Raw genomic sequence first — 18,808 nt, 5'->3', positions numbered from 1 at the left:
TCAGCACGACACGGATTGGCAAGCTCGCGGCCGTTCCACCACCGGTTGTCCGGTGCGCGCCTTTCGTAACTCTGTCGAGGCCGGCGACTTCGCCGCGCCGGGCGAGTTACTCGCCGAGGACATCGCCCTCCGCAGCCCCGTTTCGTTCAAGCCCTACTAGGCCGATCGTCGCGGCGATCCTGCGTGGGGTCGGCCGGGTCTTCGTCTGACTTCCGCTATGTCCGCGAGCCCGAGGACTTCGACGGCGACGGCGGGGCGCTGCTCTTCGAGACGTCCGTGGACGGGACGAACTTGAACGGCATCGACCTGATCCGCACGAACGACGCCGGACTGATCACCTAGTTCACCGTCATGGTGCGGCCTCTGTCGGCGGCGACCGCCCTCGCTGCAGCCATGGGCGCCAGTTTTCTCAGATCCAGGCCGAAGCGATCGCCGGCCTCCACAGCACGACACCCGCCCGAGAGTGAGCACCGTGAACCCGTACCCGCACTTGCTGGAACCCCTCGACCTGGGCCACACGACGCTGCGCAACCGCGTCGTCATGGGCTCGATGCACACCGGCATGGAGGACCGCGCCAGGCATCTGCCCGAACTCGCGGCCTACTTCGCCGAGCGCGCGAAGGGTGGCGTCGCCCTGACGGTGACCGGTGGCTATGCACCGAACTGGCACGGCTGGCTGCTCCCGTTCGGAGCGCAGATGACGTCGAAACGGTCTGCCGACAAGCACCGAATCGTGACCGACGCGGTGCACGAGCACGACGGCAAGATCGTGATGCAGATCCTCCACGCCGGGCGTTACGCCTACCATCCGTTCAAGCGGGCGGCGTCGGACATCAAATCGCCCATCACTCCGTTCCGAGCCCCCAAGGCGATGTCGACCAGGGAAGTCGACCGGACCATCGACGACTTCGCCGCCTCGGCGGTCCTCGCCCGCCGCGCGGGCTACGACGGCGTCGAGATCATGGGGTCCGAGGGCTACCTGATCAATCAGATGCTGACCGCGCGCACCAACAACCGCACGGACCGCTGGGGCGGCAGCGCCGCCAACCGGATGCGCTTCCCGGTCGAGATCGTCGAGCGAGTGCGCGAGGCTGTCGGCGACGACTTCATCGTGATGTACCGGATGAGCCTGCTCGACCTGGTCGACGACGCGCAGAACTGGGAAGAGACCGTCGAGCTGGCCCACAGAATCGAGGCCGCCGGCGTCTCGCTCATCAACACCGGCATCGGCTGGCACGAGGCCCGGATACCCACGATCGTGACGTCCGTGCCCCGCGCGGCGTTCGCGTGGGTCACGGCCAAACTCAAGGCCGAGGTCACGGTTCCTGTCGTCGCATCCAACCGGATCAACACTCCCGAGGTCGCCGAGAAGATCATCGCCTTGGGCCAAGCCGACATGGTCTCGATGGCCCGGCCGCTGCTGGCCGACCCGTTCTTCGTCCAGAAGGCAGGCGATGGGCGTGCCGACCAGATCAACACCTGCATCGCTTGCAATCAAGCGTGTCTCGACCACGGCTTCGTCAACAAGCGCGTGAGCTGTCTGGTCAACCCCCGCGCGGGTCACGAGACCACGCTGGTCCTGTCACCGACTCGGACCATCAAGCGGGTCGCGGTCGTCGGCGCCGGTCCAGCCGGTCTCGCCGCCGCGACCGAGTTGTCCGGGCGCGGCCACACCGTCGAGCTCTTCGAAGCGCGCGATGAAATCGGCGGACAGTTCCGACTCGCCATGGAAATACCCGGCAAGGAGGAGTTCCACGAGACGATTCGCTACTTCTCGCGCCGGATGGAGATCAACGGGGTGAAAGTCCACCTCGGCGTCCGCGCGAGCGTCGACCACCTGACCGACTTCGACGAGATCATCGTCGCGACGGGCGTCGAGCCCCGCGTGCCGACCATCCCAGGCGTCGACCACCCATCGGTCGTCGGCTACCAGGACGTCCTTCGTGGCACCGCCACCGTCGGGGAACGGGTCGCGGTGCTGGGTGCAGGCGGCATCGGCTTCGACGTGTCGGAGTTCCTGCTGCACGACGTCGGCGAGTCGGTGCAGCACTGGAACCAGCGCTGGGGCGTGACAGACCCGTCCCTGGCGCGCGGTGGCCTCACAACGAAGGTCAAGGCGCCGCCCCGCCGACAGGTCACACTGCTCCAACGCAAGACAACCGAGCTCGGCAAGGGCTTGGGCAAGACGACCGGCTGGGTCCACCGCCAGACACTCAAGGACTCCGGCGTCGAGATGGTCAAGGGTGTGACCTACGACCGGATCGACGACGACGGCCTGCACATCACGGTCGCCGTCGGCGACGACACCACCGAGTCACGGGTACTCGACGTCGACACGATCATCCTGTGCACGGGCCAGGAGTCGGTCCGCGACCTGATCGAACCGCTCGGAGCGCTGGGCCGCCCGGTCCACGTCATCGGCGGCGCCGACGTCGCCGCCGAGCTCGACGCCAAGCGAGCCATCCGGCAGGCCACCGAGCTCGCCGCCCGGCTCTGACCCCGGCCCGCGGTTCACCACGGTCCCTGAACAAACCTCCCCAACGATGCGGCGCTGTGCCGAACCGCCCCTGATCCACGAGTCCAGAACGGTGAGAACCGCCATGAGCTACACCCCACCGATCAATGAGTACGAGTTCTTCCTGCGCCGCGTCATGAACGGCGCCGAGCACCTGGCGGACGTGACCGACGGCGAATACGACATCGACGACGTCGTGGCCATTCTGTGGCCGGCCGCCAAACTGGCCGCCGAGGTCCTGCAGGACACCAACGTCTCCGGCGACCGGGTCGCAGCGCGCATCGAGAACGGGCAGGTCGTCACCGCACCCGGCATGCGCGAGGCCTACGCGAAGTTCATCGGGGCGGGCTGGAGCAGCGTAGGTGCACCGGTCGAAGCCGGCGGCGCTCCCCGAATCGTCTCGGCAGCTCTCACCGAACTGTGGAGCGCTGCGAACCCTGCATTCGCCATGTGCAGCGGACTGACCCAAGGCGCCGTCGCCGCAATCTCCTGGTCCGGCACACCCGAGCAGAAATCCGTCTACCTCGAGCCGATGGCCGAAGGCCGCTGGACCGGCACGATGAACCTGACGGAACCCCAGGCCGGCACGGACCTCGCCGCAATCCGCACCCTCGCTCGACCGCAGGACGATCAGACATGGCGTGTAAGCGGTCAGAAGATCTACATCTCCTGGGGCGACCACGACCTGACCGAGAACATCGTGCACCTCGTACTCGCTCGAACGCCGGACGCACCGGCAGGGCTACGGGGACTGTCACTGTTCATCGTCCCCAAATTCCTTCCCGACGCCGATGGCCGCCCGGGCCACGCGAACGGGGTCACCCCCATCGCACTCGAGCACAAGATGGGCATCAAAGGCAGCCCGACCTGCGTCCTGCAGTACGAGGACGCAACCGGCTTTCTCCTGGGGGAGCTGAACCAGGGGATCCCGGCGATGTTCGTGATGATGAACCTCAGCCGCCTCGGCGCCGGCATCTGGGCCCTCGGCATCGCCGACCGCGCCCACCAGGCGGCTCACCACTACGCCCACGATCGTGTCCAGGGCAGGGTCCTGGACGAGCCCGAAGGCACACCCATCGCCCGCCACCCCGACGTAGCGCGCCTGTTGTCCTCGTCGGCCAGCATCATCACCGCCATGCGTGGGCTGATGCTGCAAACCAGCATCCACCTCGACCGAGCATTCGCCGGAGACGCCGAGAGCCTCGAGCTCACCGACTTCCTCATCCCCGTCGTGAAGGGCTGGCTAACCGAGGAAGCCATCGGCATCACCTCCGACGCCGTCCAGGTCCATGGCGGCGCCGGCTTCATCGAGGACACCGGCGTCGCCCAGTACTACCGCGACGTCCGCATCGCTGCAATCTACGAAGGCACCACCGCGATCCAGGCCAACGACTTCCTCGGCCGCAAGATTCTGCGAGATCGAGCCAGCACGGCCTCCCGCGTGCTCGACATGATCGAGACCGATGTTCGACAGCTGGCCGAAGCCGAGGACCCAGTAGCCGTCGCCACGTCCGAGCGAATGACGCGGTCCCTCGCCTCGATTCGAGACGTCACCGCCCTTCTGCTGGAGCACGCAGCCGAGGGCCGCCGACGTGACGCCCATGCCGGCGGCGTCCCCTATCTCAAGATGTGGGGCTTGGTCCTCGGAGGCTGGATCCACGTCCGAACGCTCCAGGCCGTCCTCGACACCCGCGACGGCATCACCGACCAGAGCCACCGCCGGATATCCGAAGCCAACGCCTACGGCGCTCACCACCTCAGCCGCGTCGCGGCACACGCGCAGTCCGCGAGCGCAGGAGAAACCGGCTACTGATCCCAATGGAGTTGTCAACTGGTGTCGGTGACAGGCTGTGTGGGTTTCAGGGGAGTGCGATCGCGGGCGACGGTGCGGTGGGCTCGAAGGTACGACCGTCGCGTATCAGGCCCATAAGACGTTCAGACGACGTCGAGCGAGGGCTATGATCGCCTGTTTGTGGTATTTTCCCTCGGCTCTCTTGCGTTCGTAGAAGGCTTGCGAGACAGGGCAGGAGCGGGCGGCGACCATGGCGGACATGTAAAAGACCCGCATAAGGCGGTGGCAGTAGCGCCGTGGGCGGCGCATGTTGCCGCGGTGTCGGCGTACGAGCTGAAGTGGCAAGATTTTCGTAGGCGGAGATCGTCTGGGTGCCGTGGTCGGCCGGTCCGCGTAACGGCGGCGGAGGTGGGCGATCAGGACGACGCGGTGGCGCAGGAGCGGAACGCCGGTGCCTCCGGCCATCAGGCGTTTCTGGAGTTTGACGTCGGTGATGCGGCTTTCGTTGACGCCAGAGTTGTAGGTGGTGGAGATCCCCTGCGCGACGGCGTGCTGGTCTTCGCGCAGGGCTCCGGCGATGCCGGCAAGCGGTGGCAGTCCACTGTGGGAGAGCTCGTCGAGCCAGGACGGCAGGGGTGCGGCGTCACGGTTGTCGAGCATGGCGGCGAACCTGCGGGCCAGGTCGTGGGCGTGCTTGAGTTCCGGACAGTGCTCGAGGAGCCGGTGCAGGCGCTCGGTGACGTGGAGGCCGCGGCGGTCCGGGTGGGTGGCGATCCATCGGGCGGTCTCGCGTGAGGACGGCGGGTGCTCGCGGGGTCCAGCGGCAGTCCGCGTCGCAGGGGCGCGATGGCCATCTTCACGCGCTGGTAGTGCCCGAGGTAGCCCTTGGTGCGGAGTTCCTCGTGGAGGACCATCGCATTGTGTTCGCCTTCGTCCCAGCGTTGTTGCAGGTAGTCGCGGTAGGGGTCCAGGGTGGAGGGCTTGCGGGGGTGGGCGGCGCACGACCTCCTGCCAGGTTCGGGCGCGGGCATACTTGCGCACGGTCCGGCGGTCCAGTCCGAGGTCCCGGGCCACGGCGCTGTAGCTCCGGCCGGATTCGGTCAGGGTGTGCACGGCCTGGAACAGCCCCTGGGCGTGCCGCCCGGCTCGTGTGTCCGCAGCGGCGTCCTCGGTGGCCCAAATACTGCCGGCGGTCCGCTTCAGCCCTTGATCACTCCGGCGATGACGACCTGCACCGGCTCGGCTGGTGCCGCGCCATCGACCGCCACGACGAGGAGCGTCGCAGCTGCTCCGCCTGCTCAACACGCGGAACTTGACAGAGAACTAACGCGCGGCGCCCCGGCTGGGACGGCCCTGCGCCCGCTGCGGGCCCGGGCAGGTGCCGTTGTCCGACAGGCACAGGTCGTGGGGGCCGAGCACACCGAGGTTCAGCGCGTCGATGCGGCGACACTCGTCGGCTCCTACTGAACGGCCTCCCGATCCCCTCTTGCATGTTCTATGCCATACCCCATAAGTTACCGGCAGGTAGCTCGCTCGGCGAGCCACGTCCTCGTCGGAAGGGTGGTGGGCGGGTGAGCCCGCGCAGGAGTGACAGCCGTGACCGGATGATCCTCAGTGCCGCTGCACTGCTGCGTGAGTACGGGGCAAGCGCGACCAGCATCGACCGCGTGCTCGCGCACAGCGGAGCCCCTCGGGGCTCGGTGTATCACCACTTCCCCGGCGGGCGGACTCAGCTCATCGATGAGGCGGTGGCACTGGCGGGGGACTTCATCGCGGGCCTGATCGACGCCGCCATGCAGACGGACGACCCGGTGGAGGCCGTCGACGCGTTCTTCGCGCTGTGGCGCGACCGGCTCGTGGAGAGCGGCTTCCGGGCCGGCTGCCCGATCGTGGCGGTGGCCGTCGAGACCAACGACGACGCACCCCAACTGGCCCTCTCAGCAGCCGCTGTCTTCGCCCGCTGGCAGGAGGCCCTCGCGGCCCTGCTCGTCCGGCACGGCCTGACCGAGGAACGCAGCCGCAGGCTGGGCGCCTTCATCATCGCCGCGGTCGAAGGCGCGGTGATCATGTGCCGGGCCGAGCAGAGCACCGCTCCGATCGAGGCAGCCGCCTCCGAGATCCACGACCTGCTCCTCTACGCCCTGCGCGACCGCCCCGGTGCCGAACCCGGCCCCCGGCCGTAGCCCGCAGTTCCATGCCCCAGTCAGCTCAGCTCGAAGGAGTCGCCATGCCCTCGCTCGACCGCCACGACAACGTCTTCGTCCTCGACCTCGGAGACGGAGAGAACCGTTTCCACCCCGACTGGCTCGCTGCCGTCAGTGCCGCGCTCGACGAGGTGGAGAAGGCCGAAGGCTCCCGCGCTCTGGTCACCGCCGCCACCGGCAAGTTCTACTCCAACGGGCTCGACCTGGACTGGCTGTTCGCCAACGGCGACCAGTACGACGCCTACGTCGTCTCGGTCCACGAGCTGTTCGCGCGGATGCTGTCGCTGCCGGTCATCACGGTGGCCGCACTGCAGGGGCACACCTTCGCCGCCGGCGCGATGTTCTCCCTCGCCCACGACTTCCGCGTGATGCGTGCCGACCGCGGCTACTGGTGCCTGCCCGAAGCGGACATCAACATCCCCTTCACCCCCGGCATGGCCGCCCTCATCCAGTCCCGGCTGACGCCGCAGACCGCCCACGAGGCCATGCTCACCGCCCGCCGCTACGGCGGCTCCGACGCCGCGGCCGCCGGCATCGTCGACCAGGCGGTCAGCGAGGACGCCGTGCGCTCCACCGCGATCGAGATCGCCCAGGCACAGATGAACAAGGCCGGCGACACGCTCGGCACCATCAAGGCCCGCATGTACGCCCCTGCCCTGGTCACGCTGCGAGACGCCACCAATCCCCTGGGCTGACCTCACGGTCCGCCCGTCCCCTACCCGCCGCCCCCCGGCGGCGGGCTCCCAAGCCAACACGGTTGGCGGTGTTGACGAGGAGGAATCACATGACTGACCAGGCCGACACTGCCAGTTGGCACAAGACCGCGTGCATTCTGTGCGAGAACAACTGCGGCATCCAGATCCAGACCGACGGCCGCCGCTTCGCAAAAATCCGTGGCGACAAGGAACATGTCGCCACCAGCGGCTACACCTGCAACAAGGCCCTGCGTCTCGACCATTACCAGAACGGTGTGCAACGCCTGACCACGCCTCTGCGCCGAGAGGCCGATGGCAGCTTCACCCCCATCGACTGGGATACCGCTGTACGTGAGATCTCCGCCCGGCTCAAGTCGGTGCGCGACACTCACGGCGGCAAGTCGATCTTCTTCTACGGCGGCGGAGGCCAGGGCAATCACCTCGGCGGCGCCTACAGCGGAGCCCTGATGGGCGCCCTGGACGCTCGCTACCGCTCCAACCCCCTGGCCCAGGAGAAGACAGGCGAAGGCTTCGTCGACGCCCACCTGACGGGCAGTCACACCGTCGGGGACTTCGAGAACGCCGAGGTCTCGATCTTCATCGGCAAGAACCCCTGGCAGACCCACGGGGTCTCCCGGGCCCGCACCGTGCTCAAGGACATCGCCAAGGACCCCGCCCGCACCATGATCGTCATTGATCCGGTGCGGACCGAAACCGCCGACCTCGCCGACATCCACCTGCAGCTGAGGCCCGGAACCGACGCCTGGTGCCTGTCCGGCATCCTCGGCGTCCTGGTCCAGGAGAACCTCGTTGACCACGCCTTCCTCGACACCCACACGACCGAGGCAGCAACCGTACTCGAGCAGCTGAAGGCTGTGGACGTCGCTCACTGTGCCGCCACATGCGGACTGGACGAGGAACTTCTGCGCACGACGGCCCGCCGGGTTGCAACCGCCTCCAGTGTCTCGACGTACGAGGACCTGGGCGTTCAGCAGGGCCCCAACAGCACTCTCATCTCCTACCTCAACAAGCTGATCTGGCTGCTGACCGGCAACTTCGCCAAGCAGGGCACGATGCAGCCGCACTCGTGGGTCGCACCGCTCGCCCGCTACAGCACCAGCCCGCGCCGCACCCCCGTCACCGGCGCGCGGATGCCCGGCGGTCTCGTGCCCTGCAACGTCATCGCCGAGGAGATCCTCAACGACCATCCCGACCGGTTCCGGGCGATGATCATCGAGTCCTCCAACCCAGCGCATTCCCTAGCCGACTCCGCCGCCTTCGCCAAGGCCCTCGACAAGCTCGACCTGATCGTCGTCATCGACATCGCGCTGACCGAGACCGGGCGCCGGGCCGACTACGTGCTGCCGGCCGCGTCCCAGTTCGAGAAGTGGGAAGCGACCTTCTTCACCTTCGAGTTCCCGCACAACACCTTTCACCTGCGTGCCCCCGTTCTCGACCCGCTGCCCGGCACGCTGGCCGAACCCGAGATCTACGCCCGCCTGGTCCGGGAACTCGGTGCCGTTCCCCGTAGTCGCCTCTCCCTGCTGCGCGCCGCAGCCCGCCTCGGCCGCACCCCGTACAAGCTCGCTATCGCCGCCCTGGCGGTTCTCGACAAGAGCACCATCGCGATGGCCCCGTATCTGCTGTACGAAACCCTCGGCCCCACCTTGCCCAACGGTGCCCGCTCCGCCGCTGTGCTGTGGGCGCTCTGCCAGCGCATCGCCAAGGAGTATCCCAGGGCCATGCGCCGCGCCGGGCACGCCGACGCAGAAGCCCTGTTCGAAGCGATCCTCAAGGGCCGTTCCGGAGTCACCTTCACCGAGGACGAGTACGACGACGCCTGGGGCTATGTGCCTCATCCCGGCCACCGCATCCCGCTGCCCATCCCCGAACTGCTCAACCTGCTCGCCGACCTGGACACCACTCCGGCCGTGCACACCACCGAGGAGTTCCCGATCGTCCTGGCCGCCGGCCAGCGGCGTGCGTTCACCGCGAACACCATCATTCGCGACACCACCTGGCGCCTTCGCGACAAGGGCGGCACCTTGCGCATCAGCCCGCACGACGCCGAGCAGCTCGGTCTCGACAACGGGGCACCCGCCCGCATAACCACCGCGCGCGGCACCGCACACGCCACCGTCGAGATCGACGACCGCATGCAGGCTGGGCACGCCGCCTTGCCCAACGGTTTCGGTCTCGATCTGCCCACCGGGAACGGCGGGACCGAACGCACCGGTGTCGCCCTCAACACCCTCACCGACGTGCGCAGGCGCGACCCCATCGCCGGCACCCCCTGGCACAAACACGTACCCGCCCGCATCGAGGCTCTCCAGGCCTGACCCTCAACCCACGACAGGCCAACACGTCCGCGGGCCCCGCTGCAAGGGTTCGCGGACCCGCGGCATACCCGAGGAGAACGACCGGGACACCTGAGCACCCCGGCTCACGCGCGGCCCGTGACTCGATCAAGCTGCTTGCCATACGCGAGACACAGCTCTCCGTCGACGAGGTCTTGAGCGGTCGGGGATGCCGCCGCCGGCGGTATCGTCTTCTTTGCAGGAACGGTAGGGAATCACGACGGTGGCGCGGATGTCGACGCACTGGGGTACTCGTGCCACCCCAGCGCCGAGGCCGCGATGAGACGGATCACCGAAGGGGTTACCGCCGACCACCCCGTGCGCGCTCTGGCGGCGATTCACCACGTGGGAGACCTGGTAGTGGGCGACCTTGCGGTCGTCGTTGCCGTGTCGTGTGCCCATTCGGGCGGAGCCTTCCCCGCATGCCGACGGCTGATTGACGGCCTCAAGCACGAGGTGCCGCCCGCCTTCGCCAACCCCTTCGGCACCGTCCACGGCGGCGTCGCCGCCACCCTCCTCAACTCCGCCATGTGCTGCGCCGTCCACACCACCCTCCCCGCCGGTACCGGCTACACCACCCCCGAGCTCAAGGTCAACTACATCCGCTCCGCCCGCACTGACGGACAGACCCTCACCGTCGAGGGCACCGTCATCCACGCCGGACGGCGTACCGCCACCGCCGGGGGCATAGGTGCTGGACGACCAGGGCAAACTGATCGCGCACGCCACCACCTGCATGATCCTTTAGGTTGCCCGGCCGGATTCGGCGTCAACTGGCGCAATGGCCGCGTTCCGCATGTGCCGTCGGTGGCCGAGCCGCGCGGGCAGCGCGGGCAGCGCGGGCAGCGCGGGCAGCGCGGGCAGCGCGGGCAGCGCGGGCAGCGCGGGCAGCGCGGGCAGCGCGGGCAGCGCGGGCAGCGCGGGCAGCGCGGGCAGCGCGGGCAGCGCGGGCAGCGCGTGGACGATAGCGGCGCGGTCCTCAAGTTGCTGCGCAGAATCTGGCTCTCGACTATGGCCTGGTGGTGCGGAGCGCCTACAAGGGCTTCAAGAGGTCTCACCCTCAGCACGCAGTCCTTCGACGCCGCATTCAGCAACCAGACCTGACCTCACGGGAAGGTCTCCCATGACGCTTTCGATGCCCCGGCGTGACGGGCCGTTGGACAGAATGCGCCGGGCCGTTCGCAAGCCCGTGTGATTGGAAAAATTCCACCCCGGTCTTCCGGATCCGTATCGGCCGGACTCCTGGCGAGACGCACCCGTTCCGTATCTCATGGTGGTGGCCGCGGCGCGTTCGGCGGCGTCCGGACGGACTGCGGCCCCCGGACCTGGCGGTCAGCGAGCCGAACGCCAGACCCGGCGGACAGACGCCGGCCCGCAAGCGCAGGGGTGAGTCAGTACAGTCCGTCGCCGCAGTGCCGTCGGTACACGCCGCGCCGGACGACAACACCCCGCGAGCACTGCGCGCCGGACCCGGGCATGACCGCTACCGGACGGTGGCCTGGCTTTGAGCCGTCCGGGCGACGGTGAGCAGGCACTGCTCGGGGTGAGAGGCACCTACTCGTTTAACTTACGCGTGCCAGTTGAGTGATCCGGCCGGTAAGCTAACCGCGGCCGTGGGCCTTCAAGGAGGTCCGACCGAGGCGAGGCGGGTGACCAGGGGTGTCGAACGGCAGGCGGGTGACCAGCGCGGATGTGGCACAGGAGGCCGGAGTGTCCCGCGCGACGGTGAGCTATGTCCTCAATGCCGTTTCTCATCAGAAGATCCCCGAGGCCACTCGGCAACGGGTGTGGGACGCGGCCACCCGCCTGGGCTACGCGCCCTCGGCCGCGGCGCGGGCCCTGCGCACGGGACGCTCGGAGATCGTGCTCGGGCTGCTGCCGGACTGGCCGATCGAGCATGTCCTCGGACGCCTCATCCAGCAACTGACCAATGCCTTCGCCGAGAACGGGCTGACCTTCGTGGTGCACTCGTCGGCTCACCCCAGGCGCCCCCTGCGGGACATCTGGAAAGCCATGACCCCTGCGGCGGTGTTGGCCCTCCAGGGGTTCGACGACCTGGAAGCCGAGGCGATGCGGGCGGCGGGCATCGAGGTGGTCATGGCGATGGACGGGTCGATACAGAGTGAGCCCCGGCCTCCCCTGGTGTCCGAGCAGCCGATCGGCGCACTGCAGGCGCGGCACCTCGCCGCACCCCACCGCCGGCTCGGCTACGCCTACCCCGACCTGCCGGGGCTCGACGTCCTGGCCCAGCCGCGGCTGGACGGTGTCCGCAAAGTGTGCGCTGAGCTGGACATGCCGGAGCCGGATGTCCGGACCGTACCCCTCGATGCGCCGGGCGCCGCCGAAACGGTGAAGGCGTGGCTCGCCGCCGACCCACCAGTGACGGGAATCTGCGCCTTCAACGACAATGTCGCCCTCGCGGTGCTCGCAGGCTTGAATCACCTCGGACTGCGCGCTCCGCGGGACCTGGCCGTGATCGGCGTCGACGACATCCCAGGCGCGTCGCTGGCACACCCACCGCTCACCACGGTCGTACGCGACACCGACGCCATCGCGCGGGGCCTGGCCCGCCGGGTCGTCGACACGCTGGACGGCCAGCAGGTCCCGGCCGAACCCCTCCGCGACGAGCTCCTGCTCCGCGTCCGGGAATCCGCCTGACCGGCGCGCGCCGAAACTCTGGAAGTCGGCGCTCAGCCTGGAACTGCCGCCAGGTCCAGCCGACGGTGGACTTCGACAGACCACTGTGTTGCGCCATCGATGTCCGGCACCAGTGGGTGGCGTTCTTCGGCAACACGCCTTAAGTGCCTTCCCTGCCTTCCCCGTATGCTCGAAACCGGACCGTATGGGGCCGCCTTCCGCAGCACTCCGCGGTCAGGGCAGGCGCACCACCCGGCCGTTGCGGGCGCTGGACCGCGCGGCGTCGAGGACGGTGGCGGTGACGACCGCGTCCCAGGGGTCGACGGGAACAGGTCCCTCACCGTGGACCGCGGCGGCGAAAGCTGTATAGAACAGGTCCCACCTGCCGCGGCTCGAGATGACGGGCTCGGCGGTGTCTCCGCGCCGCACCCGGCCCCAGAGGTGTTCCGGCACGGTACCCCAGCTGTCGCCCTCGGATTGCGGGGTCGCACCGGTCATCAGCGCGCGGTCCTGGCTGTCTCTGTGGTCGATGACGAAGGTGCCCGTGGTCCCGGTCACGCGCAGGCTCGGTCCTGGCGCACCCTGCCGCCCACTGCCCCACAGATGGGACTGAACCCCGTTGCGGTGGGTCAGGGCCACAAAGACGTCGTCGTCGAGGCCGTCCTCGTCCTCGCGGTGGTGCATCTCCGCGTACACCCGCTCCACCGGGCCCGACAGCACCAGGGCCTGGTCGACCAGGTGGCTGCCGAAGTCGACAAGGGTGCCACCGCCCGCGGCAGGAGGACCTGCCTCGGGTCGGAAGACCTCGAACCGGGACTCGTAGCGGAGCACGGTCCCGATTCCGCCGCTGTCGAGCAGCGTCCGCAGGGTGAGGAAGTCGGAGTCCCACCGGCGGTTCTGGTACACCGTCAACGGACGACCTTGCTTCTCCGCGAGCTCGACGGTCGCACGTGCCGAGGCGGCGTCGAGTGCGAATGGCTTGTCGCAGACGACAGCCAGCCCCAGTTCCAGCGCCTGCTGCACCAAAGTCACGTGCGTGGCCGCGGGAGTGGAGACGACGACCGCCTCGACGCCGGCGCGGACCAGGTCCTCCAGTGAGTCGAAGGTCGGCCGGCTCAGATCCTGGGCGACCTGGGCTCGGCGCTCCGGGGAATTGGTGACCACGCCCAGAAACTCGTATTCCGGGGCGGCAGCGAGCAGCGGGGCGTGGAAGACACGTCCGCCGAAGCCATAGCCGATCAGTCCAATGCGTACGGGGGCCAAGGGAAGTCCTCTGCGTTCTTCGGGGGGTGTTTTGTGGGCTTGTCCGGGCCTGGGTTGGTAGAGGGTGTGGGTTCACCCCCGGCTGGGGAGGGTGGGTGATCTCCGCGTCCTGGTGTTCGGTGAAACTCTCGGCGCATGCGGCGGCGAGGTCGTCGGCTGCCGGGGAGGCGCCGAGTCAGGGCCAACAACCTTTGTGTTCCGCACAGCTTCGCTTCAAGAACCGCTCCTCCACCAGCTCCATCCACGTTCAGGACACGAATGCCCGGATCTCCTGGGCCGACGATCTTACGAAGGACCGTCCCCGACCCCCGCTGTGAAGGCAGGACAAGCTCAGACGTCGAGTTCGCGGCGCGCGATGACGTCGCGGTACCACTCGAAGGAGGCCTTGGGTTTGCGGTCGAGGGTGTCGGGGTCGACGTGGACGATGCCGAAGCGCTTGCTGAAGCCCGCGGACCATTCGTAGTTGTCCAGGAGCGACCAGAGGTAGTAGCCGCGTACATCGGCTCCCTCGTCGATGGCGCGGGCGATCCACTGCAGGAAGCCGCGGACGTAGCGGATGCGCTCCTGGTCGTCGAACGGGTCTGCACCGTCGGCGTCGATGGTGCCGTTCTCGGTGATGTACACCGGTCCCGTCCAGCCGTATTCGTCGTGCACGAGTGTGATCGCGTCGTAGACGGCCTCGGGGTAGAACTCCATGCCGTTGTCGAGGAAGTTCCCGCCCGGGTGCGTCTCACGATTGACCTCCCACCACTTCTTGTCCGCGTCCTTGGCGCTGGCGACGACCCTGGAGTACACGTTCAGACCGAGGAAGTCGACCGGGGAGGCGATCAGGTCCAGGTCGCCCTCTCGGACCTCGGGCATGGTGCCCTCGCGGGTGAGGCGTTCGACGTTGCGCTCGCTGTACTCCTTCTTCAGCAGCGGATCAAGGAAGAACCGGAAGGAGTCGTCCTCGTTCCGCGCCGCGAAAGCCGCGTCGGCGGGGTCGTCGGTGGCGGGGTGCTGCTTCCAGATGTCCACCACGATGCCGATCTCGGATCCGGGTGCCCCGAGCTCCCGAAAGGCGCGGACCGCCTCACCGTGCGCGAGCAGTGCGTGATGCATGGCCCGCTTGCCCAACCGGGCATCCGCGTGGCCGGGCGCGAACATGCCCATGCCGTAGCCGACCCAGATGGCGATGGGCTCGTTGAGAGTTACCCAGTGGGGCACCCGCTCGCCGAACTCCTCGAACGCCAAGGCGGCGTAGTCACGGAACCATTTCGCCACGTCGCGGTTGCCCCAGCCGCCGCGGTCCTCGAGTGCCTGAGGCAGGTCCCAGTGGTAGAGCGTGACGTTGGGGGAGATCCCGGCCGCGTCCAGTTCGTCGAGGAGGCGGTGGTAGAAGTCGATGCCGGCGCGGTTCACGGCACCGGTTCCCTCGGGGAGCAGCCGGGACCAGCTCAGCGAGAGACGGTAGGAATCGACTCCGAGGTCGCGCATCAGGGCGACGTCCTCGCGGAACCGGTGGTAGTGGTCGACGGCGACGTCGCCGGGGATGTCCAGGTGCACCTTGCCCGGGGTGTGCCCGAAGGTGTCCCAGATCGACGGGCCTTTCCCGTCCTCGTCCCAGGCTCCCTCGATCTGGAACGCGCTGGTGGCCGTGCCGAACACGAAGTCCCCGGGGAACACGATCCGGCTCTCGCCATGTGCGTTGTTCATCGCTGTGGCCTCCTGGCCTGGGTTTCGGTCGGCTGGGCCTGCGCTTCGGTCGGCGTCATGACGACGCCGCCGCGAACTCCAGGCGCTTCGTGTGGCGTGGAACGCTGCTTCTTCATGAGGTTGCTTCCAGCTCAAGTCGCTCGTGTCGACGGCTGCGTTGCAGGACCGGGTCGGGGACGGGTGCGGCCGCCACCAGTCTCCGGGTGTACGCGTGCTGCGGCTGGTCGCAGACGTCGGTGCTGCGTCCCTCTTCGACGATGCGTCCGTGTTGCAGCACCAGGGTGCGCGCCGCGAACTCCTTGACGACGGCGAGGTCGTGCGTGATGAACAGGTATGCACACCCGAGTGACTGCTGGAGTTCGGAGAGGAGGTCCAGGGCGGTGGCCTGGGTGGTTACGTCGAGAGCGCTGGTCGGCTCGTCGCAGACGATGAGCTTGGGCTGCCTGGCGACCGCCCGGGCGATGGCGATGCGCTGGCGTTGACCGCCGCTGAACTGGGCGGGGTAGCGGTCGGCCGCGTCCTCGGGCAGGCCGACGCGGCGGAGCAGGTCGGCGATGTGCTCGCGGACTTCGCCGCGTGAGCGGGTCGAGCCGGCGAGCAGGGGCTCGGCCAGGGTCCGTCCGATCGGCAGGGCCGGATTGAGTGACCCGTACGGGTTCTGGAAGATCGCCTGGAGGTCGGCGGACAGTGCGCGGCGGGCACGGCCGGTATGACGGGTGATGTCCCGTCCGTCGAGCAGCACGCGCCCCCCGCTGACCGGGGTCAGTCCCAGGACGGCCTTGCCGATGGTGGTCTTGCCCGAGCCGGACTCGCCCACGAGCGCGACCGTCTCGGCCTGCCCGACCTCGAACGACACGCTCTCGATGACCGTGTTCGGGGGCTTGCGCAGGCCACGGGACGGGTAGCGGACCGCGAGCCCGTCGACCTGGAGTATGGGTGTGCCGGTCACGCGATCCTGCCCTCGGTTGTCGCGATGCTGGGGGTGCTGTCGATGAGCTTCTTCGTGTACGGGTGCTGGGGCCGGTAGAAGATGTTCTCGACCGGCCCTTCTTCCACGATCCGGCCCTTCTCCATCACGGTCGCCCGGTCGCAGATGTCGGCCACCACTCCCAAGTCGTGCGTGATCAGGATGATCGCCATGCCACGCTCGTCGCGCAGTGACCGGAGCAGATCGAGGATGCCGGCCTGTACCGTGACGTCCAGTGCCGTGGTGGGTTCGTCGGCGATCAGCACCTTCGGTGACCCGGACAGCGCCATGGCGATGGCCACGCGCTGGAGCATGCCGCCGGACAGCTCGTGCGGGTGCCGGCGAGCGACGTCGTCCGGATCGCACATGTGGACGCTGGTCAGCAGCTCGCGGACCCGTTGCCTGACGGCCTGCTTCCCGCCCGACACGGTGCCGGTGCGGCGGATGACCTCGCCCAGCTGGGAGCCGATGGTGAAGTAGGGGTCGAGTGCCACCATGGGTTCCTGTGACACCAGGGCGATCTCGCTGCCGCGGATGCGCTGCAGCTCCCGCTCCGGCAGGCCGCTGATCCGTCTGCCGGCCAGCCAGGCCGAGCCACCCGTCACCGTCCCGTTGGGAGCGAGCAGTCCGAGCAGGGACAGGCCCGTCACCGTCTTGCCGCTGCCGGACTCGCCCACGAGACCGAAGATCTCGCCGGTGTTCACCGTGAAGCTGGCGGAGTCGACGACGGTGCGCGGGCCCTGGGGGGTGGCGAAGGCGATCGAGTAGTCGCGCACGGCGAGCACACCCGCGTCCGGGGGTGTGTCCGACGCTTCGGCGGTGTTCTTGGCGACCACCACGGGGACCGGCCGCTGCGACCGGCTGCCGGTACCTGCTCTCCGGTCCTGAGTGAGGTCGCGCAGCCCGTCGCCGAGCAGCCCGAAGGCGACGGACATGAGGCCGATCAGGCCTCCGGAGATGAGCAGCAGGTAGGGGTTCTGCTCGATGACCTGCGAGGCCTCTCCGACCATGCCGCCCCAGCTGGGGGCGGGCGGCGGGGTGGCCAGGCCGAGGAAGCCGAGGCCGGTCTGCACCATGAGCGCGATGCCCGAGAAGAGGCACATCTGGACGAGCAACAGCCCCACCAGGCCGGGGAGGATATGTCGTGCCATGATCCGCGCCGGGCTGAGCCCGGACACTCTGGCGGCGTCCACGAACAGTTCCTCCCGCAGTGCGATGCACGAGCTTCGGATGATCCGTGCGAGGCCCGCGGAGGAGAGGACGCCGAGCGTGAGCATGGCGGCGATGTTGCTCTGGCTGAAGATCGCCAGGACGGCGAGCATGAGGATGACCGCGGGGACCGAGAGCATGACGTCCATCGCAGCCACGATGACCCGGTCGGTCCAGCCCCGCAGATAGCCGGCGAGAATGCCGAGTGACATGCCCAGGACGACGTAGACGCTCACCGCCACACCCACCCCCAGCAGGGCGGGCCGCCCGCCGTAGAGCAACCGGCTCAGCACGTCGCGGCCGAGCTCGTCGGTGCCCAGCGGGTGGCTGGCCGACGGACCGCCCCGCGCGTGGAGCAGGTCCTGCGCCAGCGGGGGGTGCGGTGCCAGAAGGGGGGCGAGGATCACGGCGACGGTGACTGCCAGGACCACGGCGAGCGCTGCCGCGGTGAGAGGACGGCGCCAGATCCCGGCGAAGGGGTTGGTCCACTTCCGTGATGGCACGCTCACGGGCGGAGCTGTAGCGGTCATGCCACACGCACCTTCGGGTTCAGGAGGCTGTAGAGAACGTCGACGAGAAGGTTGATCACGATCACCATGACCGTGAAGGTGATGGTGAGGCCCTGCACGATCGGCAGATCGTGCTGGTTGGTCGCGTCGACAACCGTCGTCCCGAGCCCCGGCAGGGTGAAGATGTTCTCGACGAGGATCGTGCCGGGGATGTACGCGATCATCGTGAGGCCGACCGCGGTCGCCACCGGCAGCCCGCAACTGCGCAGGGCGTGCTTCCAGACGATGGATGCGGGCCGGACGCCGGAGGCCCGCAGCGTCCTGATGTAGTCGAGGTTCAGGGTGGACAGCATCGCGTCGCGGGTGATCTTGGAGATCAGGGCGACACCCCCGATCGAGAGAGAGATCACGGGCAGCACGAGGCCGGCCGCCCATTGCCCCGGTGACTCGGCGAACGGGGTGTACCCGGTGGCCGGGAAGATCGGGAACTTGACGGCGAACAGGGATACGAGCATCAGCGCGAGCCAGAAGTTGGGCAGGGCGCTGCCCAACAGGGACACCACGTCGAACACCCGGCGGCTGAACCGGCCGCGCGTCGCGCTGTACACGCCGAGCAGGACGCCGACCAGGGTCGACAGCGCGGTGGCCCCGATCACCAGTATCAGCGTGACCGGCAGGCGTTGCTCGATCACCCCCAGCACGGATTCACCGCTGAACAGCGAGTTGCCGAAGTCGCCGTGCAGGATGTCGCGCAGGTACAGCCAGTACTGCTCCACGAACGGCTTGTCGAGATGGAGCGAGGCTCTCAGCGCGTCGTACTGCTCCTTCGTCGCGTTGATACCCAGGATCGTTCGTGCCGGGTCACCCGGCACGAACGACTCCAGAAGCGAGGTGATCGCCGAGACGGCCACCAGAAGCGGTATGGACAGTGCCAGCCTGCGAAAAATGATGGGAAACATCGGTCC

Annotated in this window: 13 protein-coding genes and 3 pseudogenes; 10 read left to right on the top strand and 6 right to left on the bottom strand. The window is 68.4% G+C overall.

Features of this window, described 5'->3' with window-relative positions; translation table 11 throughout:
- Nucleotides 1-52 precede the first annotated feature (52 nt).
- The 3 genes and pseudogenes from SGFS_RS48280 to SGFS_RS48270 form a co-directional block, all read left to right on the top strand.
- Nucleotides 53-414 (top strand): annotated as a pseudogene (locus SGFS_RS48280) (nuclear transport factor 2-like protein); the annotation flags it as partial.
- 58 nt (nt 415-472) lie between these two features.
- On the top strand, nt 473-2,497 hold the full coding sequence (locus SGFS_RS48275) for an NADPH-dependent 2,4-dienoyl-CoA reductase (RefSeq protein ID WP_286260412.1): 2,025 nt from the start codon (nt 473-475) through the stop codon (nt 2,495-2,497).
- A 103-nt stretch (nt 2,498-2,600) separates the two neighbouring features.
- Complete coding sequence (locus SGFS_RS48270; protein WP_286259060.1) at nt 2,601-4,328, top strand: acyl-CoA dehydrogenase; 1,728 nt, start codon at nt 2,601-2,603, stop codon at nt 4,326-4,328.
- Between the two features lie 46 nt (nt 4,329-4,374).
- On the opposite strand, the pseudogene SGFS_RS48265 reads toward SGFS_RS48270, so the two are convergent.
- Nucleotides 4,375-4,631 (bottom strand): annotated as a pseudogene (locus tag SGFS_RS48265) (IS110 family transposase); the annotation flags it as partial.
- Between the two features lie 84 nt (nt 4,632-4,715).
- On the opposite strand from SGFS_RS48265, the gene SGFS_RS51595 reads away from it, so the two are divergent.
- The 7 genes and pseudogenes from SGFS_RS51595 to SGFS_RS48230 all read left to right on the top strand — a co-directional run bounded on the left by SGFS_RS51595 (nt 4,716) and on the right by SGFS_RS48230 (nt 12,221).
- Nucleotides 4,716-5,102 carry a hypothetical protein gene (locus SGFS_RS51595; RefSeq protein ID WP_350284109.1) on the top strand — a complete coding sequence of 129 codons (387 nt, stop codon included), beginning with the start codon at nt 4,716-4,718 and terminating at the stop codon, nt 5,100-5,102.
- Between the two features lie 776 nt (nt 5,103-5,878).
- Entirely contained in the window at nt 5,879-6,490 is a 612-nt protein-coding gene (locus SGFS_RS48255; protein WP_286259059.1) for a TetR/AcrR family transcriptional regulator, read from the top strand.
- A 44-nt stretch (nt 6,491-6,534) separates the two neighbouring features.
- Nucleotides 6,535-7,206, top strand: a complete 672-nt coding sequence (locus SGFS_RS48250) for an enoyl-CoA hydratase-related protein (protein WP_286259057.1) — start codon at nt 6,535-6,537, stop codon at nt 7,204-7,206.
- Nucleotides 7,207-7,295: 89 nt separating this feature from the next.
- A complete protein-coding gene (locus SGFS_RS48245) occupies nt 7,296-9,545 on the top strand; it encodes a molybdopterin-dependent oxidoreductase (protein WP_286259055.1) in 2,250 nt (749 codons plus the stop codon).
- A 125-nt stretch (nt 9,546-9,670) separates the two neighbouring features.
- Nucleotides 9,671-10,025, top strand: a pseudogene (locus SGFS_RS48240) (molybdenum cofactor biosynthesis protein MoaE); the annotation flags it as partial.
- On the top strand, nt 10,020-10,667 hold the full coding sequence (locus SGFS_RS48235) for a PaaI family thioesterase (RefSeq protein ID WP_286260410.1): 648 nt from the start codon (nt 10,020-10,022) through the stop codon (nt 10,665-10,667). The pseudogene SGFS_RS48240 and the gene SGFS_RS48235, both read left to right, overlap by 6 nt.
- Before the next feature lie 606 nt (nt 10,668-11,273).
- Complete coding sequence (locus SGFS_RS48230) at nt 11,274-12,221, top strand: LacI family DNA-binding transcriptional regulator (protein WP_434028163.1); 948 nt, start codon at nt 11,274-11,276, stop codon at nt 12,219-12,221.
- A gap of 213 nt (nt 12,222-12,434) precedes the next feature.
- Here SGFS_RS48230 and SGFS_RS48225 read toward each other — a convergent pair whose 3' ends face one another.
- The 5 genes from SGFS_RS48225 to SGFS_RS48205 form a co-directional block, all read right to left on the bottom strand.
- Nucleotides 12,435-13,463, bottom strand: a complete 1,029-nt coding sequence (locus tag SGFS_RS48225) for a Gfo/Idh/MocA family protein (RefSeq protein ID WP_286259052.1) — start codon at nt 13,461-13,463, stop codon at nt 12,435-12,437.
- Between the two features lie 330 nt (nt 13,464-13,793).
- On the bottom strand, nt 13,794-15,158 hold the full coding sequence (locus SGFS_RS48220; RefSeq protein ID WP_286259050.1) for a GH1 family beta-glucosidase: 1,365 nt from the start codon (nt 15,156-15,158) through the stop codon (nt 13,794-13,796).
- A gap of 112 nt (nt 15,159-15,270) precedes the next feature.
- The gene (locus SGFS_RS48215) at nt 15,271-16,107 is read right to left on the bottom strand and encodes an ABC transporter ATP-binding protein (RefSeq protein ID WP_286259048.1); all 837 of its coding nucleotides are present in this window, start codon (nt 16,105-16,107) and stop codon (nt 15,271-15,273) included.
- Complete coding sequence (locus SGFS_RS48210) at nt 16,104-17,843, bottom strand: dipeptide/oligopeptide/nickel ABC transporter permease/ATP-binding protein (RefSeq protein ID WP_286259047.1); 1,740 nt, start codon at nt 17,841-17,843, stop codon at nt 16,104-16,106. Before SGFS_RS48210 ends, SGFS_RS48215 begins: the two co-directional genes overlap by 4 nt.
- Nucleotides 17,844-17,860: 17 nt before the next feature.
- Entirely contained in the window at nt 17,861-18,802 is a 942-nt protein-coding gene (locus tag SGFS_RS48205; protein ID WP_286259046.1) for an ABC transporter permease, read from the bottom strand.
- Between the last annotated feature and the right edge of the window lie 6 nt (nt 18,803-18,808).

Source organism: Streptomyces graminofaciens (assembly GCF_030294945.1).
GTDB lineage: Bacteria > Actinomycetota > Actinomycetes > Streptomycetales > Streptomycetaceae > Streptomyces > Streptomyces graminofaciens.
The sequence above is the reverse complement of the archived record's forward strand: the minus strand, read 5'-3'. Positions and strand labels throughout refer to the sequence as shown.